This is a genomic window from Myxococcus faecalis, assembly GCF_050039385.1.
Classification (GTDB): Bacteria; Myxococcota; Myxococcia; order Myxococcales; family Myxococcaceae; genus Myxococcus; species Myxococcus fulvus.
The window spans coordinates 5,773,024-5,795,249 of the sequence record NZ_CP144336.1 but is presented as its reverse complement, the minus strand read 5'-3'; the positions used below and the strand labels follow the sequence as shown (position 1 = coordinate 5,795,249).

Here is a 22,226-nt window from a genome sequence, read left to right as displayed (position 1 = left end):
GACACCCATATCGGCGACCTCCACGTCAGGAAGAAGCGGTGCTTCTTTCTGTCATGCATTCATCAACGCCGCGGTTGCAACTCCTTGCGTGAGAAAACACAAAAACCACATCCGCCCTCACGAGATGTTTCACCTCGGGAGCCAAAGATTCGAGCGGCCTGGAAAAGGATGCGGGGCGTCATTCACGCCGAGCAAAGACAGACACCCGGCGCGGACCTCCCACTCGGACACTCCAACGAGACGGGATTTTTCTGTCTCACCCCTGGAGGTGTGGAGCGGACCTGCCCTCGGGTCGGGGGCGGAAGACCCGGAAGAGGAGGACGACGGAGGGGATGACGATGAGCGCGCCCACGCCGATGGCGACGAGCAGCAGCTTCAAGGTGCCAGGGCTCGCCGCCGCGGCCCGCAGGGTGATGTGCGGCACCACCAGGTAGGGATACTGGGACGCGGCCCAGCCCAGGACGATGAGCCCCGCCTGGAGCGCCGCCGCCAGCCGTGCCCACGCGAAGCGCCGCGTCCACAGGAGCGCGAAGGCGGCCGCCGCCGACACGCCCGTGGCCGCGTGCAGCGCCAGCGCGAAGGGTGAGCGGGACAGCCCCTCCCAGACCCGGGGCGCACCGTCGCGCGCCAGCACCAGCACCAGCACCGCCGCCACGAAGACGGCCACGCCCGCGCCGAGCGCGCGCGCACGGAAGTCCTCGCGCAGCCCTGGCGTGGAGGACTCGTGCGTCAGGTACACCGCCGCCAGGAAGGCGAAGAGGGACAGGGCGAGCACGCCCACCGCCCACGCGAAGGGCGACAGCCACGAGGCGAAGAAGCCGCTCACCACCACGCGCCCCTCCACGCGGATGGAGCCGCTCACCACCGCGCCCACGCACATGCCGAGCAGCAGCGGCGCCACGACGCTCGCCCCGCTGAAGACGAGCCCCCACCTGCGCTGGGCCGCGTCCCCTCGCGTGTCATAGGTGCGGAAGGTGAACGCCGCGCCCCGGAACACGATGCCGAGCAACAGCAGCGTCAGCGGGACATGCAGCGCCACGCTCAGCGCGGCGAAGGCGCGCGGGAAGCCCGCGAACAGCAGCACCAGCCCGACGATGAGCCAGACGTGGTTCACCTCCCACACCGGGCCCATCGCCCGGGCGATGAGCGCGCGCTGCTCCGCCTTGCGCGGCCCGAAGGCCAGCAAGTCCCACACACCGCCGCCGAAGTCCGCGCCGCCGAAGAGCGCGTAGAGGACGAAGGTCCCCGCCATCAGGAAGCCGAGCAGGACGTCAGTGGACATGGGCCTCGCCTCCCTCGTCGTGCTTCTCCTCGCGCCCCGGCAGCGTGCCCGCCACCTGGCTCAGGAGCAGCGACACCACCACCACGCCGAGGAACAGATACACGGCGGTGAAGGTCCAGAACGGCGCGGCCAGATGCGGCACGGGGGTCACCGCCTCCGCGGTGCGCATGACCCCGCGGACAATCCAGGGCTGCCGTCCCCACTCGGTGACGAGCCACCCCGCCTCCAGCGCCACCAACCCCAGCGGCCCCGACACGAGCCACGCCCGCATCATCTTCCGCCCCGAGGGCCACGCCTTCTTTCGCCACCGGTGCACGAGCGTCACCAGCGCGAGCAGCGCCATCAGCGAGCCCGTGCCCACCATCACCTGGAAGGCCCCGTGCACCTTGGCCACCGGGGGCCACGTGTCCTTCGGGAACTCGTTGAGCCCCTTCACCTCCGCGTGTGGATCTCCAAAGGCCAGGATGGACAGGGCCTTGGGGACCTCCACGCCGCCCAGGCGCAGCGGCGCGCCGCGCTCCGTCTCGTAGTGGCCCTCCATCGCCGCGAGCTTCACCGGCTGCGCCTTCGCGACGTGCTTGGCGGACAGGTCCCCCACGAGCGGCTGGAGCAGCGCGGTGACACACGCGAGCGGCAGCGCCACCGACAGCGCCTTGCGATGGAACGCCGCGCCTGGATGGCGCAGCAGCACGAACGCGTGGATGCCCGCCATGGCGAACGCGCTCGCCTGATAGCAGGACAGCAGCACGTGCGCCGTCTGGTACGGCCAGCCCGGACTGAACATCGCCACCAGCGGCTGGATGTTCGTGGGACCGTCGGGCGTGGCCACGAAGCCCGACGGGTCGTTCATGAAGACGTTGACCAGCGTGACGAAGAACGCGCTCGCCGCGCCGCTCAAGGCCACCATGACGCCGGAGAACAGGTGGAGGTTCGGCGACACCCGCTGGCGGCCGTACAGGTAGATGCCCAGGAAGATGGCCTCGGTGAAGAAGGCCACGCCCTCCAGGCTGAAGGGCAGGCCAATCACCTCGCCGTAGCGGCCCATGAACTCCGGCCACAGCAGGCCCAATTCGAAGGACAACATCGTCCCGCTCACCGCGCCCACCGCGAAGAGGATGGCCGTCCCCTTCGCCAGCTTCTGGCTCAGCTTCACGTAGTCCGCGTCACCGGTGCGCCGCGCCTTCCAGTCGCTCAACACCATGAGCACCGGCAACGCCACGCCCGCCGCCGCGAAGACGATGTGAAAGCCGAGCGACAGCCCCATCTGCGCCCGCGCATAGAGCAGGTCCGTCATGCACATCAGAATGCGTTATATGTATTTCCGGCGCATTTAGAGATTCTACTCAGGCAACGAAGCGGGGCTCGGAGGCTGGCGAGCAGGCACGAGCGTCTGCACGGAGTTCTTGGCGACGGCGGTGGCCAGCGCGGTGGCGAAGATGAGGACCAGCTTGCGTCCCAGCTCCACGCCGATGGGGCGCTCCTTCGCGCTGGAGGCGACCTGGTCCGGGTTCTCCCAGGCGCGCTGCAGGGCCTTGCGGCGCTTCTTGCGCAGGATTTCGTCGCGGCGGCGCGCGCGGTAGATGGCCAGGCCCACGCCCGAGCCCACCAGCACCATGGCCACGGCGCCCGCGGCGACGAGCGCGCTGGAGTGCTGCTGCACCTGGTAGCGCACGTCGAGCATCCGCCCTCGGCGCCGGTCCAGCTCCTCGAGCGTCAGCAGGAGCTCGTCGCGGATGCGGTCCGCGGTCTGCTCCACCTGCTTGCGGTCATCCATGCCACGGGTGATGCGATGGTCGACGTGCTGCTGACGCTCCGCCAGCTCGTTGCCGCTCCGGCCGTTGTCGTTCATTGCAGCGTCTCCCGCGTGAGCTGGTAGTCGAGCTTCAGGCGCTCCTGGGTGTGCGCCAGCGGCTTCTTCGGCAGGCGCCTGGTGCCCATGAAGAGCATCCCGCCGGCGACGGCGAGCAGCACCACGCCCACCAGCAGCACGCCCAGCGCCGCGCCCAGGGGCAGCGCCAGCCCCAGCGCCACGAAGAGCACCGCCAGCGACGTGAGCGCCAGCACCGCGCCCGCGCCTATCAGGATGCCCGCGGTGCGCGCGGCCTTCAGCTCGTCGCGCAGCTCCTTCTTGGCGTGCAGCACCTCGGCGCGCACCAGCAGGCGCGTCTCCGCCAGAGCGTGCCGGATGAGCTCGGCCGTGGAGAGTGACTCCAGCTGGCTGCGCTCCAGGCGTTCGGATTCGAGGTCCACGACGTCCTTCTCCCGCGCTCGCGGAGGGGGACTCCCGGGTGCTCGCTCGTTCGCTCGGCCGCACCTGACCCCACTCCTCCGGACAAGGTGGGCAGGGCGGACGAGCGCGAGAAGCCCGTCCGGGAGTGGGGCGTGGAGCCCGCCTGCCCGCTCGCCTTGGGGGCCCCCTCAGCGCCGACGCTGGTGGGCCAGCGCCGTGGCCAGCGTCTCGCGCACCTGATGGGCACGGAACAGTCGGTCCGCGGTGTCCACCAGGTTGTCCACGTACAGCACGGCCTTGCGCAGGCGCGCGGGGATGGCGCGGGTGCCCAGGTGGGCGCCCACCAGCGCGCCCGTCAGCGCCGCCGCCACGTCCGCCTCGCCGCCACAACGCAGCACCAGCGCCACCGCCTCGCGGAAGTCGTGGGGCACGCGCAGGGTGGCGTACAGCGCCGTCAAGAGCACCGGCACCACGTGCGCGGGCAGCCCGTCCACGCCCTTGAGCTCGCTGGGGGGCACGCCCACCTTGCGAAGCTGCGACAGGGCGCGCGTGGTGTCCCACGTGAGCAGGCGGGGCAGGTGGCGCACCTCCTCGGCCAGGCCCTTGTCGTGCACGGCCGCCGCCAGCGACAGCTGCTCGCAGAAGGCGGTGGGCGTCAGCGGCTCCTCCTCCATGCCCAGCGCGGCGGCCTGCGCGAAGGCGGCGGCGGCGGCGGCACAGACGGGGTCCTTGTGGGTGATGACGGTGAGCACGCCCGCGTCATGCGGCAGCTTCGCGCGCTGGCCGCTCTCGAAGAGCCCCACCACCAGCGCGCGGCTGAGCACCGACGGGCACAGCGTGCCCAGGGGCGCGCCCGCGCTCATCCACGGCACGCCGCTGGAGAGCCGCTGGAGCGACTCGGCCAGGCTGCGCGGCGGCTGGAGGATGATGCCCTCCTGCCACAGCCACGCCAGGTGCGCCGCCGCGCTGCGGCCGTCCACGCGGCCCTCGCGGATGACGCTCTCCGCGGAGGCGAGCAAGAGCTGCGTGTCGTCGCTGAACTGGCCCTTGGCGAACTTGCCGCGAGGCCTGGGCGCGAAGTCCTCCGCCAGCCCGGGCAGCCGCGCGAGGCTCGCGGGCGGGATGCCGCGCAGCGGGAAGCCGAGCGCATCTCCGATGGCGAGCCCCACGAACGCCGCATGGAACCTGTCCTGGCGCTCGGAGGGAGTCAGCGGCATGGAGTCGAGGAGATTAACCGAGGCTCAGGGCTGGACGGACAGCGAGAAGCGCGCGAAACGCGCGAAGCTCGTGGTGGATTGACGTGCGTGGGGGCTTGACTCGCGCGGGAGGAGCACACTCGCGTTCGCCACACGAGCGATTCCGACGTCACACTCCAGGCCGCACGCCATCATCACCGTCCACCCTTCCTGGTTCGAGCCCATCCGCCGACGCGTGCGCGGGGTGGGCTGACTACCGCAACCAGCACGCGCGCGGCAAGTCCGAGCACCCGGGCGCCCAGGCACACCTGTACACGTGTCCAACTCCCGAAGCTTGAGCGCGGCGACTCGCACGGAGCGCATGGCGCACGAGGAGTGGGGAGGTGGCAGCGGCGCGCGCAAGTCGGCACACGCGCCGTCACGCGTCACGCGTCGTCGCGGCCCAGGTTGACGACGGCCTGGAGCCGGGCCACCACGGCCTCGGCGCCCTGGTGCAGCTGCTTGCCGTCCCAGAGCGCGGGCGTGGCGTGGCCGCCGTGCAGCGTCCAGTCCAGCTCCGCCTCGGCGTACACGAGGTTGCGGAAGATGACGCGGTCCTCCAGCGCGTGGTCGACGATGTAGCGGCGCGCCACGGCGGAGGGCGGGTCGGCGATGCGGTGGAACAACTCGAGGGGAGCGGAGGTCATGGCGCCATCACCGGGAGGAACAGGTCGGCCAGGTCCTTGCGGGAGCGGCCCACCAGGTCCGCCAGTGTGTACCGGTCCAGCACCGCGAGGAAGGCCTCACGTGCCTCCGCGAGCACGCCCTTCAGTCCACAAGCGGGGGCGATGGGGCAGGTGTTGCGCTCGCGGTTGAAGCACTCCACCAGCTCGAAGTCCGGCTCGGCCGCGCGCAGCACGCGGCCCACGCGGATGTCCTTCGTCGCCTTCGCCAGCGTCACGCCGCCCGAGCGCCCCGCCTTGACCTCCACGAAGCCCTCGCCCGCGAGCGTCTGCACCACGCGCACCAGGTGGTGCTTGGAGATGCCGTACGCGTCCGCCAGCTCCTGCGTGGAGGCGAGCCTTCCGGGGCGGGCGGCGAGGTAGAGCAGGACGCGCAGCGAGTAGTCGGCGTGGAGGGTGAGGTGCACGGTCAGCGGGCTCCGACGGCCTTACGCCCTGGGTGTGCTCGGCAGGAAGACGTCCGCGTGGAGGTCCTTGAGCGCAAGCCCGGAGAGGAAGAGCTTCTTGCGCAGGGATAACACCAAATCGGCGTCGCCGCAGAGCCACGCGCGGAAGCCCACCGGCTTGGGGCACTCGGCGCGGATGACGGCGTCGAGCGCTCCCTCGGCCACGTCCCGGGAGCCGCCCGTCAGCACGCTCGGTCGATAGTGGAAACCCGCGTGTTGCTCGGCCAGCTCGCGCAGCTCGCGCGTCAGGTAGAGGCCCTCGGGGGTGCGCGCGCCGTGGAACAGCCAGATGGGGCCCTGGTGTCCCGCCTCCAGCGCGTCGCGCGCGATGCCGTACAGCGGCGCGAGCCCCGTGCCGGCGCCCGCGAGAATCAGCGACTGCTCGGGGCGGCCGTCGACGTAGAAGCAGCTGCCCGCGGGGCCCTGCACGGCCACGGCGTCACCGACGCGCGCCTCGCGAGCGAGCCAGCCGCTCATCTCGCCGCCCGCCACCAGGCGGACGTGCAATTCCAGCAGGCCCTCGCGAGGGAGGCTCGCCAGCGAGTAGCTGCGGGCCAGGCCGTCCGCCCGCAGCAGCGACACGTACTGGCCCGCGCGGTAGTCCAGCGGAGCGTCCGTGGACAGCCGTACGCGCAGGACGCTTTGGGACAACAGGTCCAATGAGGCGATGCGCGCGGGGACTCGCAGCGCGTCCGCGCCGGAGACCTCCAGCGCGGTGTCCGCCGAGGGGCGGCACATGCAGGCGAGGAAGTAGCCCTGCGCGCGCAGCGTGTCCTTCAGGCCCACGCGCGCGGCCTCCGGGACGTCGCCCGCCGTCGCGCGCATGAGGCAGGACTGACAGGCGCCGGCCCGACACGCATGGGGCACGGCGACGCCCTGTCGCAGGAGCCCGTCCAGCACGCTCTCCTCGGGCTCCAGCGGATACCACCGCGACTCGTGCTTCACCGTGGCCATGGCGAGCCTCTCATTCCCGTCAGCGGTTGAGCACGTCGGCGCGAGCGCCGCCCGCGATGGCCAGCACGCGCGCCACCAGCGGCTCGGGCACGCCCAGCTCCCGGAGCGTCGCGCTCAGGTGCTCCACCACCGCGTCGAAGTGCACGTCGTTCAGCCCGCGCTTCACCAGGTGCGCGTGGCCCGCGCGCATGTCCTTGCCCGAGTAGGTCGACGGGCCTCCCGTCACCATCGTCAGGAAGGCCTTCTGCCTGGCCGACTGGCGCTCCATGTCCACGTCCTCGAAGAAGTGGCTGATGCGGTCGTCCGCCAGCACCTTCCGGTAGAACACGTCCACCGCCGCCGCCATCGCCGGCTCTCCGCCAATCTGCTCGTAAACGCTCTTCTCCTGCGCCGCCGTGCTCATCGCGTCTGCTCCTTCCGCCCGACCGGGCTTAAAGATGCATTTCAAATGCATCGATTCAAGTCAGGCGTCAATTCGGAAAGACAAGACAAGCGAATCGAGGGAATCCGCCGATGCCGCGGCGCAACGTTTGCGCGCGCGTCACGTCTCCGCGCGAAAATTGCGCCCGAGGCCGGGCCCGGTGCCCACGTAGTGACGGAAGACATAGAGCAGCGGTTGCCACTGCGTGACATCGACGTGGTGGGTGTCGGGCACGGTGACGTGCTCGTGCGCGTGGACGCGGGTGACGCGCAGCTCGGCGATGACGAAGTCGGAGGAGGACTCCGGCGTGGGGGTGGAGATGTGCGCCGCCAACAAGACGGCCTCCAGTTGCAGCGGACACTCGGCCACGCGTGGGGGTGAGACGGTGTCCGAGGGGAGTGGCGTGAGGCCCGCGCGCTCGAACTTGCGAGGCTCGTGTTGGTAGCCCATCGCGCGCTTGGTGTCGGGCACGGGGAAGCGGCCCGTGGTGGGCGCGAGGCGCTCGACCTGGGGCCACAGTGAGGCCGAGGGCAGGTTCACCACCGCCTCACCCGTGCGGCGCAGGTTCTCCAGCCCCTGGCCCAGCATCCCCAGGCCGAGCACCAGCCTGTCGTCGAGGGCCCACGCGGAGGACAGCGGCGTGAGGTTGGGCGAGCCGTCCTCCTGGAGCGTGCTCAAGAGGGCCACGGGGGTGCCGAAGTAGAGGATGCGAGGCGCAATCACACGGTGTCGCGGCGTGTCGGTCATGCCCGCGTGAGTAGTGCGCGCGGACGTGCCGATGCTTCGGTGCGCGCCGAACCGTGTGCAACGTGGGATGCAGCAGCTCTCTCAAGCCCAGTCGATGCCCCGAGGTGGCTCGCCAGCTCGACAAACGCATACCGAACGAGTTGCTTCGCTTCTGCATTCATCCGCCAACCGAGATACTTCGGTGCACGCCGAAACGTCCTCGCGTCCGCACAGCACAGACTCCCGCCATGCCCCACCCGCTCGACCTCGCCCTCACCGCCTCGCTCATCGGAGACCCGGCCCGCGCGGGCATGCTGTCGCGCCTGCTCGAAGGGCCCGCGCGCACCGCCGGAGAGCTCGCGCAGGAGGCCCGCGTCTCGCCGCAAACCGCGAGCGGCCACCTCGCGAAGCTGCTCGAAGGCGGCCTCGTCCGCGTCGAGGTTCAAGGCCGTCACCGCTACTACCGGCTCGCCACGCCCGACGTCGCCCGCGCACTCGAAGCCCTCAGCCTGCTGGTCCCCACACGCCAGGGCACCGTGCGAGTCCCCGAACCCCTGCGCTTCGCGCGGACCTGCTACGACCACCTGGCGGGCACGCTCGGCGTCGCACTGGCGGACGGCCTGGAGCGCCGCGGCCTCCTGGAGACAGGCGACGACAGCTACGCGCTGACACCCGAGGGCGCGCGCTTCATCACCAGGTGGGGCGTGGACGTGGACGCGCTGTCACAAGGCAGGCGCGCCTTCGCGCGGCGCTGTCTGGACTGGAGCGAGCGACGCGCTCACATCGGCGGAGCGCTGGGCGCCGCGCTGGCGGAGCGCCTGTTCGCGCGGCGCTGGATTGCGCGCCGGCCCGAGGGCCGCGGAGTGCGGCTCACCGTCGAGGGCCGGCGGGGATTCGACCGGGAGCTGGGGTTGTCCTGGCCCTGAAGCGGCCAGGACACCGACTCAGGCGCGAGCGCCCGCGGCGCCGATGCGGGCCGCCTCGCGGCGCACCGTGGCCTGCTCCAGCTCGTAGCGGGCGTCCTCGGAGGACAGGCCCTTCAGCCGGTCCTGCGCCTCACCCAGGCGCTTGCGCGCGCCCTCCACGTCGATGCCGGACACGTGCTCGGCGGCGTCGGCCAGCACGAGCACCTTATCGTTGGCGACCTCCACGAAGCCGCCCGCGACGAAGTACGCGTCGCGCTTGCCGCCATCCACCAGCGTCAGCGCGCCCGGCTCCATCAGCGACAGGAAGGGGGTGTGCCCCGGCCGCACGCCAAACAGGCCCTTGCCTCCGGGCACGATGGCCTCGTCGGCCTGCACCGACAGGATGCGCTTCTCGGGGGTGACAATCTCCACAGTCAGCTTGGCCATGACGCTCCTCGCACTACCCACTTCAGAAATTGAGCTGCCGGGTGGTCCCACCCACCGGCTCGAACTCGACCACCCCGGCGTCCGTCAGCCGAGGCCCCTTGCCAGGGATGCCGAGCGTGCCCTCCAGCCACTTCAGGTGGTGCGTCATGTGCCGCACCTCGGAGAGCTGCTTCGCGGGGACCAGGTCCGTCAGTCGCCGCTCCAGGATGCGCTGTCCGTCGCGGCCGTACTGCCCCGCCACCAGCACCTCCGTGGCCCAGTCCGGCGGCCCCTTGGGCTTCTTGCCCTTCTTCGTCTTCGGCGCGGGCCGGGCCTTCCCCTTCTCCACCAGGGGCCACAGCACCCAGACCCGCTCGCCGTCGTTGGAGACGAAGTAGAAGTCGTCCACCGTCCCCAGGCACTGCTCCAGCTGCCAGACGGGTCCGCTCTCCTTCGTCACCTCCAGCCGGCACCTGCCCGGCCCCACGTCCACCATGCGCACGCTGTACAGCCCGTTGGCGCTCACCCGGGCGCGTCCCTTGCGCTCCTCCGCCAGGGCGGGGAGCGACAGGACACAGAGGAACAGGGCGAGCGCCGCGTGACGCATGGTCACCTCGGTGGAGGGTGGGACAGCGAGTCTACGCCGCCAGCTTGCGCGCGTTCTCGACGACCTCGTTGATGGCGCCCGCCATGTAGAAGGCGCTCTCGGGGATGTCGTCGTGCTTGCCCTCGGCGATCTCCTTGAAGCCCTGGATGGTGTCCTGGAGCTTCACGTAGCGGCCTTCCTTGCCGGTGAAGACCTGGGCCACGAAGAAGGGCTGCGACAGGAAGCGCTGAATCTTGCGGGCGCGCGCCACGACCAGCTTGTCGTCCTCGGAGAGCTCGTCCATGCCGAGGATGGCGATGATGTCCTGGAGTTCCTTGTAACGCTGCAGGATGCCCTGGACCTTGCGGGCCACCGCGTAGTGCTCCTGGCCGATGATGCCCGGGTCCAGGATGCGGCTGGTGGAGTCGAGCGGGTCCACAGCGGGGAAGATGGCGAGCTCGGCGATGGAGCGGTTGAGCACCGTGGTCGCGTCCAGGTGGGCGAACGCGGTGGCGGGGGCCGGGTCCGTGAGGTCGTCGGCGGGCACGTAGATGGCCTGCACGGACGTAATCGAGCCCTTGGTGGTGGAGGTGATGCGCTCCTGCAGGCCGCCCATCTCCGTGGCGAGCGTGGGCTGGTAACCCACGGCGCTGGGGATGCGGCCCAGGAGGGCGGACACTTCCGAGCCGGCCTGGGTGAAGCGGAAGATGTTGTCCACGAAGAGGAGCACGTCACGGCCCTCCACGTCGCGGAAGTACTCGGCCATGGTCAGCGCGGAGAGCGCGACGCGGGCGCGGGCACCAGGCGGCTCGTTCATCTGGCCGTACACGAGGACGGCCTGGCTGGCCTCCAGGTTGTCGGTCTTGATGACGCCCGTGTCCTGCATCTCGTGGTACAGGTCGTTGCCCTCGCGGGTGCGCTCACCGACGCCGGCGAACACGGAGAAGCCGCCGCGCTCGATGGCCACGTTGCGGATGAGCTCCTGCAGGAGCACCGTCTTGCCGACGCCGGCGCCGCCGAACAGGCCGATCTTGCCGCCGCGGGTGTAGGGGGCGAGCAGGTCGATGACCTTGATGCCCGTCTCGAACATCTGCACGCGCACGTCCTGCTCCGTGAACGGAGGGGGCGCGCGGTGGATGGGCCAGTACTCCTGCGACTTCACGGGGCCCATCTCGTCCACCGGGTCGCCGGTGACGTTCAGGATGCGACCCAGGGTGGCCTTGCCGACCGGCACCTGGATGGGGGCGCCCGTGTTCTTCACGGGGGTGCCGCGGGCCAGACCCTCGGTGGAGTCCATGGCGATGGTGCGGACGGTGTTCTCACCGAGGTGCTGGGCGACCTCGAGGACCAGGTTGTCCGCCTCGTTGCTGAGGTTCGCGTTCGTCACCTTCAGGGCGACGTAGACTTCCGGGAGGCCGCCGGGCGGGAACTCGACGTCGACCACGGGGCCGAGAACCTGGATGATTTTGCCTGCCGTAGGAACTTGAGCGCTCATGGGTGTCGTCTGCCTCGTGCGGGGGGCGACCGGCGCCGTGCCCGTCATCAAAATTCCGCCCGGATATGAGGGCGGTGCCCCTTTACCGGGGGCCTCCCGCAGAATCAAGCCTCCCGGGGTCCTGACCGGTAAGTCCCGCTTAGCGGATCCACGCCCCGGACGCCAACCGGGCTATTTCCCGTCCACCTGGTAGACCAGCGGCAGGTTGCCCCTCGAGCCGCCGCCCACGACCACCACCTTGGCGTTGGGGCTCTGGGCCAGCTTCTCGGTGGCCTCGATGCCCTTGAAGCGCAGGTACTCCTCGGTGAGGCCCTGGCGGACGATGGTCTGGTACCTGGCGATGCCCTCGGCTTCGATCTGCCGGCGCTCGGCCTCCTGGCGCTCCTTGTCCAGGGTGAAGCGCATCTTCTGGCTGCGCTGCTCCTCGGCCAGCTTGTCGGCGATGGCCTCGCGGATGGACGCGGGCAGGGACACGTCGCGCACCAGGATGGCCTCCACGACGACGTGCTTGCCCGCGAGGGCGCGCGTCACCTCGTCGTAGATCTCCTTTTCGATCTGCTCGCGCTTGGTCGAGTAGATCTCCTCGGGCGCGTAGCGGCCGAACACCTTGCGCGCCTCCGAGCGGACGATGGGGGCGATGAGGATGTCCGCGTAGCGGGGGCCCGTCTGCGTGTGCAGCTCGAACAGCTTCAGCGGGTCCACGCGGTAGCGCACGCTGGAGTCCACCTTCAGGTCCAGGCCGTTGTTGGACAGCACGTTGAGCTCGTCCTTCATCTCCTGGACGCGCAGGTCATACGTGATGAGCGACTTGCCCGGCCGCATCACGTGCAGGCCTTCACCGTAAGGCTCGCGCTGGGTGCCGCTGCCGAACGAGTCGAAGCCGATGCCCCCGTGGCCGCTGGCCACCGTGTCGAAGCCACAGCCACCCAAGAACAGCGCTCCCAGCACCACCCACAGTCGCTTCACGCAGGGACCCCTCCCGAGGGCCCTGGACGGGCCCGAAGCGGCCCTTAAACGCGAAGGGCCCGCTCCCAAAAGTGGGGGCGGGCCCGGGGTGCGACGGGGTGGCGCTCGGGACTACTTGAGCGCCTCGGCGCCGGAGACGATCTCCATGAGCTCCTTGGTGATGACCGCCTGACGGGTGCGGTTGTAGGTGAGCGTCAGGCTGGAAATCATGTCGGAGGCGTTGGAGGTGGCGTTCTCCATGGCGCTCATGCGGGCGCCGTGCTCGCTGGCCACGCTCTCCAGGAGCGCGCGGTAGAGCTTGATGTTGACGGCCTGGGGCACCAGGCGGTCCAGCACGGCCTGACGGTCCGGCTCGTACTTGAAGTCCACCATGGCCGCGGCGCCCTCGGAGGGCGCGGCGCCGGCGCCGAGCGTCTGCAGGGGCAAGAGCTGGGTGACGACGACCTTCTGGTTAATGGCGCTGATGAACTCGTTGTAGACGATGTGCACCGCGTCCACTTCGCCGTTGAGGAAGCTGGCGACCAGCTCCTCGGCCACGTCCGCGGCGGCGCGGTAGTTCAGCCGCTGGTACAGGCCACCGAAGTCCTTGCGGATGTTCTGGTTGCGATTGCGGAAGAAGTCGTTGCCCTTGCGGCCCACCGTGGAGAGCTGGATGCGCTCCAGGCCCGCGTTCTCGTAGAGGAACCGGTTGGCGCGGCGGGTGACGTTGGAGTTGAAGCCGCCGGCGAGGCCGCGGTCCGACGTGAGCGTCACCAGCTCCACGCGCTTGACGGGCCGGGTGGCCAGCAGCGGGTGGCTGAGGTCGTTGTCCCCGGAGCGCGCGGCCAGGTCGGAGATGATCTGGTCCAGCATCGACGCGTACGGACGCGCGGCGAGGATGGCGTCCTGTGCCTTGCGCAGCTTCGCGGCGGAGACCATCTTCATGGCCTTGGTGATCTGCCGCGTGTTCTTCACCGAGCGGATGCGCTTGCGGATGTCGCGAAGGGACGCCATGGGACGGGGAACTCCTGTGGGACGTTCTGCCGGGTGCGCCGGGGTGGGAGCAGGGCAGTCTGACGGCGGGGCCCCCTATATAAGCGGGGCGGGAGCCGGTCAACGGCAGTCCTCCCGGGGCTTTCCGGACACGGGAGCCAGGGCCTCCCAGGGGCCTCCCACGAGGGGCGACCGGGCGACCTGGACCCCGAGGACTCGCGGGTGTGCCCCCAGGCCCTACCTTCCTGTCATGGGGCCTGCCGACGCCGGACCGCTGCTCATCGTGGAGGATGACCTGGACATCCGTGAGGCGCTCCAGGGCTACCTGGAGCTCCAGGGGTACCGGGTGCTGGTGGCGGACCACGGGAGGGAGGCGCTCGCGCTCCTGTCGGGCACGCCCCGGCCCTCGCTCATCCTGTTGGACATGGGGTTGCCGGTGATGGACGGGCACCGGGTGCTGACGGCGCGCAGGAGCGACGCGGCGCTCGCGAAGGTGCCCGTGGTCATCCTGTCGGCGGAGACGGCGGAGATGAGTCCCCGGGACAGGGCGGTGTACGCGGCCAGCCAGGGGGTTTCCGCCATCCTGTCGAAGCCGGTGGACCCGCGGCAGTTGCTGGAGACGCTCCAGCGGTTGTTGCCGGGGCAGGCTGCTCCCCAGGCGGACGCGCCCGCGTGACGCGCCGGGCCCACACAGGGCTTTTCGAGGGCGGCGGGCCGTAACACAATGGCGCCGGGTGCGGTGTCACCCCTGGGTCCATGAAGCCAACCCGAGCGAGCGGTGTCTGGGCGCGCAGGGCCCTCTTCCTCCTGCTCGTGGGCGCGGTGAGCCTGCTCGTCCTCTCGCACTGGGTGCGCGTGAGCTACGAGGAGCGCATCGTGAGCCTGGCGGACGCGCCCGACGCGCCCGTGGCGCTGGTGTTCGGCGCGGGGCTGGCGCCGGGGGCGGTGCCGTCGCCGGTGCTCGCGCAGCGGCTGGACATGGCGATGGCGCTGTGGCGCGAGGGCAAGGTGGGCTCGGTGCTGGTGAGCGGCGATGAGGTGAAGCCGTTCCATCATGAGACGCGGGCCATGCGCCGCTACCTGCTGGAGCGCGGCATGCCGGCGGAGCTGGTGCTGGGGGACGAGGCGGGGCTGTCCACGTACGACAGCTGCCTGCGGGCGCGGGGCGTGTTCGGCGCGAAGCAGGCGCTGCTCGTCACGCAGCGCTTCCATCTGCCCCGGGCGCTGTTCATCGCGAACTCGGTGGGCATCGATGCGTGGGGTGTGCCCGCGGACGAGGGGCGCTCGACGCCCTGGCGCTACACGGTGCGCGAGACGCTGTCGCGGGTGCTGGCGCTGGGGATGGTGCTGCTCGAGGTGGAGCCCGTCTACCCCTCGGGCCGCGCGGCGGTCCCCAAGGGCTAGGCGGACGAGCCCGGCAGGCGGCCGGCCGGCGCGAATTGCGGTGGGGCACGTGGGTTCTCATTGTTGAGACACGGCGGCCGGCCCACCCCGCTTTCGCGAGGAGACACCATGCGATTCAAGAAGCTCGGCTCGGAGGACGTGGGCGAGGCCACCTCGCGACGTCATGTGAACCAGGACACCGGCGAGGAGGAGATCAACATCTCCGACCAGGACCTGGCGGCGACCCCTCCGCTGGAGGAGGAGCCTGACTTCCGCGACATCCTGCCGGACCAGATTCACGAGTTCCGGCGCGGTGACGAGGAGCCGGAGGAGGTGGAGCTGACGGCGCAGCCCGAGGAGCGTCTGCGCCCGGCGCGCAGGGACCAGCTCCCGGAGGGCTAGGTTCGCGCCCGCGCGGCTGCCGACGTCGGATGCGCGGATGCGTCCGTGCGCTGACGCGGTCCCGGCGCGCGGGGCCCGCTTCTCGGAGGTGGGGCTCGCGGCTGCGCGAGGCGTGGTCCCGACGGACGATGGATGCGCGAGTACGTCCGTGCTCGAACGCGGTCCCATCTCGGGGGATGGGACCGCGCTGATGCGAACGGGGTCAGCGCTTCGACTTCGACTTCGGCTTCTTCACGGCGCCCTTCGCCGAGAACTTCCTGGCGGCCGCCTTCGAGGGTGCCGACTTCCTGGCGGGCTTCGTGCCCGTGGACTTCTTCGCGGCGGACGACTTCGAGGCAGCGGGCTTTGCCCCCGCGGACTTCTTCGCGGGCTTGGAAGCCGCGACCTTCTTGCTCGCGATCTTCCCAGCGGACTTCTTGGCCGCGGGCTGTTTCCCGACGGGCTTCGCCCCCGCGGACTTCTTCGCCGCAGCCTGCTTCGTGGTGGACTTCGCCGTCGTAGCGGACTTCTTCGCCGCAGCCTGCTTCGTGGTGGACTTCGCCGTCGTAGCGGACTTCTTCGCCGCAGCCTGCTTCGTAGTGGACTTGGCCACCGCGGGCTTCGTTGCGGCAGACTTCGCCGGCGCGGGTGTCTTCGCTACGGACGGCTGAGTCGCGGACTTCACCGCCCCAGGCTTCGCCGTCGCGAGACTCTTCGTCGCGGACTTCGCGGTGGGACTCTTCGTCGCGGGAAGCACCGCGGACGTCTCCGTCACGGGCTGGGCGGCGGGCTTCGCCTTGGGCTGCGTCACCTCCACAGCCTTCGCGAGGGTCTTCGTCGTCGCCGTGGCGGCCGCGTCGACAAGCTTCGTGACAGCGGTCTTCGTCGCCTTCGCGGGCTTCGAGACCGCGTCCTTCACGGTCTCCGTGGCCTTCTCCACCGGCTTCGCGACCGCATCCTTCACCGACTCGACAGGCTTCGTGACAGCCGCCTTCGTCGCCTTGGCGGCCTTCTCCACCGGCTTCGAGACCGCGTCCTTCACCGCCTCCGCGACCTGCGCCACGGGCTTCGCGACCGCGTCCTTCACCGTCTCGGCAATCGTCGCCACGGGCTTGCTGGCCTTGGACTTCACCGTGGGCTTCTTGGCCGTCTCGGGCCCCAGTTCCTTGCGCAGCGCCTCCTGCATCGTCGGTCGCACGAACAGCTCGGCCTGCGTCACCGAGGACCTCAAGGCCGGCTTCTTCCCGCCCCCGGACTTCGCCCCGAAACGGCCGAAGCCTCCGGACTCGTCCTGCGCCCCACCCCTGCGGCCCCGCGACACATCCTCGTCGTACTCGTACGCGAGCTCGCGCTGCGCGCCCGTGTCCTCTTCCTCCTCGGTGGACGATTCCTCGGCCTGCTCCTCCTCGGACTCCTCCTCGCCAGACATGCCCGAGAGCGCCTCCTGCAGCACGGCGTTCATCGCCCGCGCGAAGGTGCGCTCACCGAAGCTCTCGACCTCCGCGGGAGGCACCAGCACGTCGAGCATGTCCTTGAGCGAGCGGTACAGCCGCATCTCCCGCTTCTCGCTGTCCCAGGTGCCGTAGAGCCAATCCTCCGCACCCAGCGCGTCCACCCAGCCCGGCAGCGGCCCGCCCCCGTCCCCCTGCTCCACCATCGCCGACTTGCGCGCGGAGAACAGGTGCCGGTGCGGCCCCTTCATCCCGATGCGCCACACGCCCGCGGCCGGCAAGCCCACCAGCTTCAGCCGCGTCTTCTCCAACACGCTCACGGAGCCCTCGGGCCCATGCAGCGGGAAGAGACTCACGTCGCCGTGGAGCTCGCCTCCGTCGAAGGTCAGGTACAGATGGCCGAGGTCCTCGGGAAAGGGGACGCCACACTCCGTCTCCGCCCGCCGGACCTCATCCGCGGACACACCCGATGACGCGGCCTTCGCTGACTTCCGCAGTGCCTCCAACCACTCGTGCATGACCCCTCCACGACACGTCCGATGCCGCCACCTTACGGCGGCTGTGCCCCTCAGCGCAGTGCGCACCTGAAGCTTTTGACGCCCCGCACACGAATGCTCCAGCCCCCCGGCTGACGCCCGGCAGGCCCATCCCGGGACCTATCACGACAACCGCCAACCCGGGCTGCCTCCTTCCACTCCCTCGCAAGCCGGCCCCTCCACCAGCCCGGGACCCTCGCCTCCCCCAGTGCTTCCGCGGCCCCTGGGACGCCCTCCCTCCCCCGGGAAGCCATCCCCTCGGGGCCCCACCCGGCTTGAAGGCCGACGGGCGGACCGTTACCCATGGGGCATGGCACATCCGGTCAGCTACGAGGGAACGGCGGAGAACTTCGACCAGCTCGTCATGCAACCCCAGGGCGAGCTCGTCGTCGTGGACTTCTGGGGCGACGGCTGCCCGAACTGTGAAATCTACGCGGCCGCCGAGCCTGAGCTCCTCTCCGAACTGGAGGGCGCGAGGATGCGCGTGGTGAAGGTGAACGCCTATCAGCACGAGTCCCTGGCCCACCGCTTCGGACTCTACGGCATCCCCACGTTCCTCCTGTTCCGCGACGGGAAGCTCATCGGGAAGATGAGCCAATACTACGGAAAGGCGTACTGGCTCGGCGTCGTCCGCGAGCACCTGCCCACCGCGTGACGAGGCCCCCACCCTTTCACGGTGCCACCCGGGGGAATCGCATAGGGTGGCGCCATGAAGAAGACGCCCAGGAAGCCTCGTCACGCGCCCCAGGTCCACCCGCTCCCGCCTCCCTCCGTGGAGCTGGCGGAGCTGCTCGGACGACTCGCGACAGGTGACGCCGATGCGCGCTGGGAGGCCTCCATGGCGTTGATGAAGGTCGGCGACGACGTCGCGGCCGAGCATGTGGCCCGGCTGCTGCGGACCGCCGACGACGTCCGGGCGCGCGAGGTCTCCGCGTGGCTGTTGTGCAGCCTCGGCGATGGCAAGCCCTCCATCATCGACGCGCTGCTCCAGTCCGTCGAGGACACCTCCGAGAGCATGGACGTGCGAGGCCAGGCCATCGAGGCCCTCGGCTCCCAGCGCACGATGGCGCCGGCCCTGCGTGAGCGCGTGCTGGGCATCCTCGTCGAGTTGCTGGAGCACCCCTCCTCGGAGCTGCGCTTCTGGGCCTGCTTCGCGCTCGGCGCCTTCCGCTACCGGCCCGCCCTCCCCGCGCTGCGCAGGGTGGCCCAGGAGGATGAGCGGGTGAATCCCGGCTGGTGGTACGTCAGCGAGGAAGCGCTCGACGCGATTGCCCAGATCGAGTCACGGGAGTACCCAGACCGTATCCCCGTGCTCCAACGCAACCGCGCCGCCCCCTGACGCACCGTCTCCCCGTACGAGGCGTCGCCACCTCCCGAACGCCTCCACCGACAGCGGGACGGCCTGACGCCTCGCCGCGCCTCTCGCAGCCTCCGGCCCACGTCCTCCACCGCGTGGACCCGTGCCAGGGGACATGGAGCACGGGAGGTTCCCACCCTTCGGGGCAGCGTGGTTGATGCGACGCGCGCCCGTTACGAACATGGAACCTCGCGGTTGGCGGTCCAATCAGGGGGGCAGTGCGAAATGACGAAGCATCGACTGGGGCGAAGGCTCACGCATATCGTTTGTCTGCTGTCGCTGTGGGCGGGGGCCATGGCCTGCGGAGAGGGACACCAGGAGGCGCCGGAAGCAGCCGCGCCGGTGGACGGGCTGGAGACCCGGACCGCGAGGCAGTCCCCGGCGTTCACGGAGGCCCTCTTCTACGACAACTGCCCGACCGCGTCGGTCGCGCAGGGCCCCACGCTCTACGTGTCGAAGAGCGGCCCGAGGGACCCGTCCAAGCCGCTCGGCTCCGACCTGAACCCCTACAGCACCATCATGGCCGCGGTGAAGGCGGCCCGCCCGGGCAACATCATCCTGGTGCGACAGGGCGACTACAACGAACAGGTCGCCATCACCGCGGCGAAGGGAGCGCGCCCCGGCACCGCCACCGCGCCCATCGTCCTGCGCGGGGAGCAGTCGGGCCAGCCCCGCATCCTCCCGGCCGCCACGAACGTGGGCAGCCTGGTCCAGGTCAGTCAGCCCTACTGGGTCGTCCAGTTCTTCGAGGTGGACGTGCAGGAGCGCCCCTCGTTCGCCGTGCTCTTCGAGAACAACACCCGGTGCTCACAGGTCCTCGACTCCAAGCTGCACGGGGGCCGCGCCGGCGGCGGTGTCATCACCAGCTACGCGGACTTCGTGCTCATCGACGACAATGAAATCTACGACTTCTCCAAGCAGAACACCGACTCGCACGGCGTGGCGATTCGCGGCGTGACGCGGAACGTGTTCATCGTGGAGAACGACATCCACGACGTCTCCGGGGACGCGGTGCAGTGTCAGCCCAACGGCGGCAGGCCCGCCGTCATCCTCGTCGAGCGCAATCGCTTGCATGACACCGGAGAGAACGGGGTCGACGTCAAGGCGTGCGACGACCTGCTCCTTCACGAGAACAAGATCTACAACTTCCCCAACCTCGCGAAGTACCCCTGGCAGGCGAACACCTCCGCCGCGGAGGGTGTGTTGGTGCACGAGGACGCGACGAACGTCCAAATCCTCTACAACGAAATCTGGAACGCGGGCCGGGGCATCTCCATCGGCGGCAACAACGTCATCGACATGCCCGTGAACGTGCAGATTGAAGGCAACCACGTGCACGACATCTATGACTATGCGAAGCGCAACAACGGCCAGGGCATCCGCATCGTCAAGGCGAGGGGCGTGACGCTGCTGGGGAACACCGTCGAGCGGACGTTCGACGCCGGGCTGCGCCTGGCCGCCGACCCGCCCAACGCCGTGCCGGGGCTGCTGGTCTACAAGAACACCCTGCGGGACATGCGGCTGTTCGTGCGTCTGGGCGCCAGGGCGTACCGGCCCGGCCTGGGCATGGACCTCAATCGCTACGAGGGCGCCTCGGGCGTCTTCACCATCACCGACGAGCTCTGGGAAGGAAGCCACGCCCGCTGGCGCGCGGTGCTCGCGCCGCTCTACTTGGACCAGTTTTCGGAGCGCATCATCCCCGGCTCCCGTCCCAAGGGGCTGCCGGACGACGAGGGCGTCACGTCGACCTCGGGTGAGTAGTCAGCCCAGGCCGCGCTGATGGACAGGGCCCATGCCCGCCGCGGACCTTGCGTGGCGGGAGGCTTCAGCTTCCCGTCTGCTTTGCCTAATCTCGGGTGCTCCTCCAACCCGGAGCACGCTGGTGGCGCGCATCGCATTCGTGGTGATTCCCCCTTTCGCGGACTGGGAGCCGGCGCTGCTGGCCGCGGGAGCGCGGGATGACTTCCGTGACCAGGTCTCCTGGTGGTCCCCGGGAGGCCGTCCCGTGCCGTCCATCGGGGGAATGACCATCCAGGTGGATGGCGCGGTCGAGGACTTCTCCCCGGAGAAGGCGGACGCGCTGGTGCTGATTGGCTCCAGCACCTGGATGACGCCTCAGAGTCCGGACCTGACGCCCCTGCTGCGCCGCGCGGTGGAGGCGGGGCTCGTCGTCGCGGGCATCTGCGGCGCAACGCTGGCGCTGGCTCGCGCGGGGCTGCTCGAGGGGCGCGCGCACACGAGCAACGACCTGGAGTTCCTCCAGAAGCATGCCCCGGGCTACCAGGGCGCCGCGCACTATCGCGACGTGCCGCAGGCGGTGAGGGACGGGCGCATCATCACGGCGTCCGGAGCGGCGCCCACCACGTTCGCCACCGAGGTGCTCGGCGCGCTGCACCCCGACGCGGGCCAGGCGATGGTGGACTTCCGCGCGTTCTTCGCTCGCGAGCACCAGACCCCTTGAGGAGCACTCCGCCATGACCATCATCGAGCCCTTGCTGCTCGCCACCGGCGCCCTGGGCGGCCTCACGGGCGCCATCCTGGGCGTGCGCGCCGAGCCCTGGTGGGGCGTCGACGGAGTCCTCGGCGGCGTCATGCGGGGCTTCGGCGGCTTCGTGGGCGGCGCGCTCGCGATGCCCCTCGTCTCGTGTGGGATTCTCTACGTGCTGGGCCTGCTGCTGACGCGCCACGATTCGCGGGGAAAGCCCGAACGCTAGACGGCACGTCGGGGAGGGAAGGTGCGTGGAGCCCGTCTTCCACGCAGTCGACGAAGCGCCCCGACGGCCCTTGGCCCGTGCCTCCTGGCGACCTACTCTCCGGACAGCGCCATGGCCCACACCCCCTACCACGTCGACCCGGATGACCCACGTGCTCCACCACAGGAGGTCTGGGACCAGCTGACGCCCGAGGAGCAGGCGCGAATCGTCGACAGCCTCCCGTCCGAGTTCCCCGTCTCCGAGGCCCATCCTCCGGAAGGAGACCCGCACTACGAGGCCAAGGTCCGGGCTCGCGAGGTGCTCGGCGGCTTCTTCTCGCGCGTCGGCCGCAAGGTGTACCTGGCCTGCGAGCTGCCCGTGTACTACCCCGGGGAGAACATGTTCGCCCCGGACGTCATCGCCGTCCTGGACGTGGAGCACCGCGCGCGCATGCGCTGGATGGTGAGCACGGAGAAGAAGGGCGTGGACCTGGCGCTGGAGGTCATGGTCGCGGGCGAGCGACGCAAGGACCTCGAACGCAACGTGGAGCGATATGCGCGCCTGGGCATCCGCGAGTACTTCGTCTTCGACCGGGGCCGCCTGCGACTCAACGGCTGGCGGCTCGAGGCAGGGCGTCGCAGCTACACGCCCATCCTTCCGCAGCACGGGGTCTATCGCTCCGAGGTGCTCGGTCTGGACCTCCAGATAGACGACGAGCGACTGCGCTTCTACTTCGGCGGCGCGCCTCTGCCTGAAGCCCATGAGATGATTTCCCGCCTCGAGCACATGGTCGAGCGCGTGGAGGCCAGCCGGCTCGAGTTGGAGCACCAGCTCGCCGAGGAGATGCGGCGGCGTGAGGAGGAGACCCGGCGGCGCAAGGAGGAGACCCGGCGGCGCGAGGAGGCCACTCGCCTGCAACAGGAGGAGACCCGCCGACGCGAGGAGGCCACTCGCCTGCAACAGGAGGAGACCCGCCGACGCGAGGAGGCCACTCGCCTGCAACAGGAGGAGACCCAGCGGCGCGAGGACGCCGAACGGCGGCTGGCCGAGGCGCTCGCGGAGCTGGAACAGCTCCGCGGGACTCGCAAGTAGTCCTCG

26 protein-coding genes are annotated in these 22,226 nt (G+C 70.1%); 10 read left to right on the top strand and 16 right to left on the bottom strand.

Features of this window, described 5'->3' with window-relative positions; translation table 11 throughout:
- Positions 1-256: 256 nt before the first annotated feature.
- The 10 genes from VZQ01_RS23240 to VZQ01_RS23195 all read right to left on the bottom strand — a co-directional run bounded on the left by VZQ01_RS23240 (position 257) and on the right by VZQ01_RS23195 (position 7,974).
- Complete coding sequence (locus VZQ01_RS23240) at positions 257-1,282, bottom strand: cytochrome d ubiquinol oxidase subunit II (RefSeq protein WP_426744565.1); 1,026 nt, start codon at positions 1,280-1,282, stop codon at positions 257-259.
- Positions 1,272-2,576 (bottom strand): cytochrome ubiquinol oxidase subunit I, encoded by a 1,305-nt coding sequence (locus tag VZQ01_RS23235; RefSeq protein WP_426744564.1) that lies wholly within the window; start codon positions 2,574-2,576, stop codon positions 1,272-1,274. The genes VZQ01_RS23240 and VZQ01_RS23235 overlap by 11 nt, the downstream gene beginning before the upstream one ends.
- Before the next feature lie 45 nt (positions 2,577-2,621).
- Positions 2,622-3,131, bottom strand: a complete 510-nt coding sequence (locus VZQ01_RS23230) for a hypothetical protein (RefSeq protein WP_223749563.1) — start codon at positions 3,129-3,131, stop codon at positions 2,622-2,624.
- Positions 3,128-3,532, bottom strand: coding sequence for a phage holin family protein (locus VZQ01_RS23225; RefSeq protein WP_426735172.1), 405 nt, complete (start codon positions 3,530-3,532; stop codon positions 3,128-3,130). Before VZQ01_RS23225 ends, VZQ01_RS23230 begins: the two co-directional genes overlap by 4 nt.
- Positions 3,533-3,700: 168 nt before the next feature.
- A complete protein-coding gene (locus VZQ01_RS23220; protein ID WP_223749561.1) occupies positions 3,701-4,729 on the bottom strand; it encodes an ADP-ribosylglycohydrolase family protein in 1,029 nt (342 codons plus the stop codon).
- A gap of 404 nt (positions 4,730-5,133) precedes the next feature.
- A complete protein-coding gene (locus VZQ01_RS23215; RefSeq protein WP_046716700.1) occupies positions 5,134-5,394 on the bottom strand; it encodes a hypothetical protein in 261 nt (86 codons plus the stop codon).
- Positions 5,391-5,837, bottom strand: a complete 447-nt coding sequence (locus VZQ01_RS23210; RefSeq protein ID WP_223749560.1) for an RrF2 family transcriptional regulator — start codon at positions 5,835-5,837, stop codon at positions 5,391-5,393. Before VZQ01_RS23210 ends, VZQ01_RS23215 begins: the two co-directional genes overlap by 4 nt.
- A gap of 21 nt (positions 5,838-5,858) precedes the next feature.
- Entirely contained in the window at positions 5,859-6,830 is a 972-nt protein-coding gene (locus tag VZQ01_RS23205) for a 2Fe-2S iron-sulfur cluster-binding protein (RefSeq protein ID WP_223749559.1), read from the bottom strand.
- 19 nt (positions 6,831-6,849) lie between these two features.
- Positions 6,850-7,233, bottom strand: a complete 384-nt coding sequence (locus tag VZQ01_RS23200) for a group I truncated hemoglobin (protein WP_223749558.1) — start codon at positions 7,231-7,233, stop codon at positions 6,850-6,852.
- A 138-nt stretch (positions 7,234-7,371) separates the two neighbouring features.
- Positions 7,372-7,974 (bottom strand): flavin reductase family protein, encoded by a 603-nt coding sequence (locus VZQ01_RS23195; RefSeq protein WP_223749557.1) that lies wholly within the window; start codon positions 7,972-7,974, stop codon positions 7,372-7,374.
- A 251-nt stretch (positions 7,975-8,225) separates the two neighbouring features.
- On the opposite strand from VZQ01_RS23195, the gene VZQ01_RS23190 reads away from it, so the two are divergent.
- The gene (locus VZQ01_RS23190) at positions 8,226-8,903 is read left to right on the top strand and encodes an ArsR/SmtB family transcription factor (RefSeq protein WP_223749556.1); all 678 of its coding nucleotides are present in this window, start codon (positions 8,226-8,228) and stop codon (positions 8,901-8,903) included.
- Positions 8,904-8,921: 18 nt separating this feature from the next.
- Here VZQ01_RS23190 and VZQ01_RS23185 read toward each other — a convergent pair whose 3' ends face one another.
- The 5 genes from VZQ01_RS23185 to atpG form a co-directional block, all read right to left on the bottom strand.
- A complete protein-coding gene (locus VZQ01_RS23185) occupies positions 8,922-9,329 on the bottom strand; it encodes a F0F1 ATP synthase subunit epsilon (RefSeq protein WP_141330323.1) in 408 nt (135 codons plus the stop codon).
- Positions 9,330-9,351: 22 nt separating this feature from the next.
- On the bottom strand, positions 9,352-9,915 hold the full coding sequence (locus VZQ01_RS23180) for a hypothetical protein (RefSeq protein WP_141330325.1): 564 nt from the start codon (positions 9,913-9,915) through the stop codon (positions 9,352-9,354).
- A gap of 31 nt (positions 9,916-9,946) precedes the next feature.
- Complete coding sequence (gene atpD, locus VZQ01_RS23175; protein WP_046716707.1) at positions 9,947-11,389, bottom strand: F0F1 ATP synthase subunit beta; 1,443 nt, start codon at positions 11,387-11,389, stop codon at positions 9,947-9,949.
- 171 nt (positions 11,390-11,560) lie between these two features.
- Complete coding sequence (locus tag VZQ01_RS23170; protein ID WP_223749555.1) at positions 11,561-12,355, bottom strand: prohibitin family protein; 795 nt, start codon at positions 12,353-12,355, stop codon at positions 11,561-11,563.
- Positions 12,356-12,466: 111 nt separating this feature from the next.
- The gene (atpG, locus tag VZQ01_RS23165) at positions 12,467-13,348 is read right to left on the bottom strand and encodes an ATP synthase F1 subunit gamma (protein ID WP_426744558.1); all 882 of its coding nucleotides are present in this window, start codon (positions 13,346-13,348) and stop codon (positions 12,467-12,469) included.
- Positions 13,349-13,577: 229 nt separating this feature from the next.
- Here atpG and VZQ01_RS23160 point away from each other — a divergent pair, with 229 nt between their 5' ends.
- The 3 genes from VZQ01_RS23160 (at position 13,578) to VZQ01_RS23150 (ending at position 15,112) form a co-directional block, all read left to right on the top strand.
- Complete coding sequence (locus VZQ01_RS23160) at positions 13,578-14,003, top strand: response regulator (protein WP_267699088.1); 426 nt, start codon at positions 13,578-13,580, stop codon at positions 14,001-14,003.
- 80 nt (positions 14,004-14,083) lie between these two features.
- Positions 14,084-14,731 (top strand): SanA/YdcF family protein, encoded by a 648-nt coding sequence (locus VZQ01_RS23155; protein WP_046716711.1) that lies wholly within the window; start codon positions 14,084-14,086, stop codon positions 14,729-14,731.
- Between the two features lie 108 nt (positions 14,732-14,839).
- On the top strand, positions 14,840-15,112 hold the full coding sequence (locus tag VZQ01_RS23150; RefSeq protein ID WP_141330335.1) for a hypothetical protein: 273 nt from the start codon (positions 14,840-14,842) through the stop codon (positions 15,110-15,112).
- 202 nt (positions 15,113-15,314) lie between these two features.
- Here VZQ01_RS23150 and VZQ01_RS23145 read toward each other — a convergent pair whose 3' ends face one another.
- Positions 15,315-17,060, bottom strand: coding sequence for an SMI1/KNR4 family protein (locus tag VZQ01_RS23145; RefSeq protein ID WP_426744556.1), 1,746 nt, complete (start codon positions 17,058-17,060; stop codon positions 15,315-15,317).
- 328 nt (positions 17,061-17,388) lie between these two features.
- Here VZQ01_RS23145 and VZQ01_RS23140 point away from each other — a divergent pair, with 328 nt between their 5' ends.
- The 6 genes from VZQ01_RS23140 to VZQ01_RS23115 all read left to right on the top strand — a co-directional run bounded on the left by VZQ01_RS23140 (position 17,389) and on the right by VZQ01_RS23115 (position 22,220).
- The gene (locus VZQ01_RS23140) at positions 17,389-17,733 is read left to right on the top strand and encodes a thioredoxin family protein (protein WP_223749553.1); all 345 of its coding nucleotides are present in this window, start codon (positions 17,389-17,391) and stop codon (positions 17,731-17,733) included.
- A 54-nt stretch (positions 17,734-17,787) separates the two neighbouring features.
- A complete protein-coding gene (locus tag VZQ01_RS23135) occupies positions 17,788-18,417 on the top strand; it encodes a HEAT repeat domain-containing protein (protein WP_426744554.1) in 630 nt (209 codons plus the stop codon).
- 243 nt (positions 18,418-18,660) lie between these two features.
- Positions 18,661-20,196, top strand: coding sequence for a right-handed parallel beta-helix repeat-containing protein (locus tag VZQ01_RS23130; protein ID WP_426744552.1), 1,536 nt, complete (start codon positions 18,661-18,663; stop codon positions 20,194-20,196).
- 121 nt (positions 20,197-20,317) lie between these two features.
- Positions 20,318-20,896, top strand: coding sequence for a type 1 glutamine amidotransferase family protein (locus VZQ01_RS23125; protein WP_223782884.1), 579 nt, complete (start codon positions 20,318-20,320; stop codon positions 20,894-20,896).
- A gap of 13 nt (positions 20,897-20,909) precedes the next feature.
- A complete protein-coding gene (locus tag VZQ01_RS23120; protein WP_223782885.1) occupies positions 20,910-21,149 on the top strand; it encodes a hypothetical protein in 240 nt (79 codons plus the stop codon).
- 111 nt (positions 21,150-21,260) lie between these two features.
- Entirely contained in the window at positions 21,261-22,220 is a 960-nt protein-coding gene (locus tag VZQ01_RS23115) for a Uma2 family endonuclease (RefSeq protein WP_426744550.1), read from the top strand.
- Positions 22,221-22,226 lie beyond the last annotated feature (6 nt).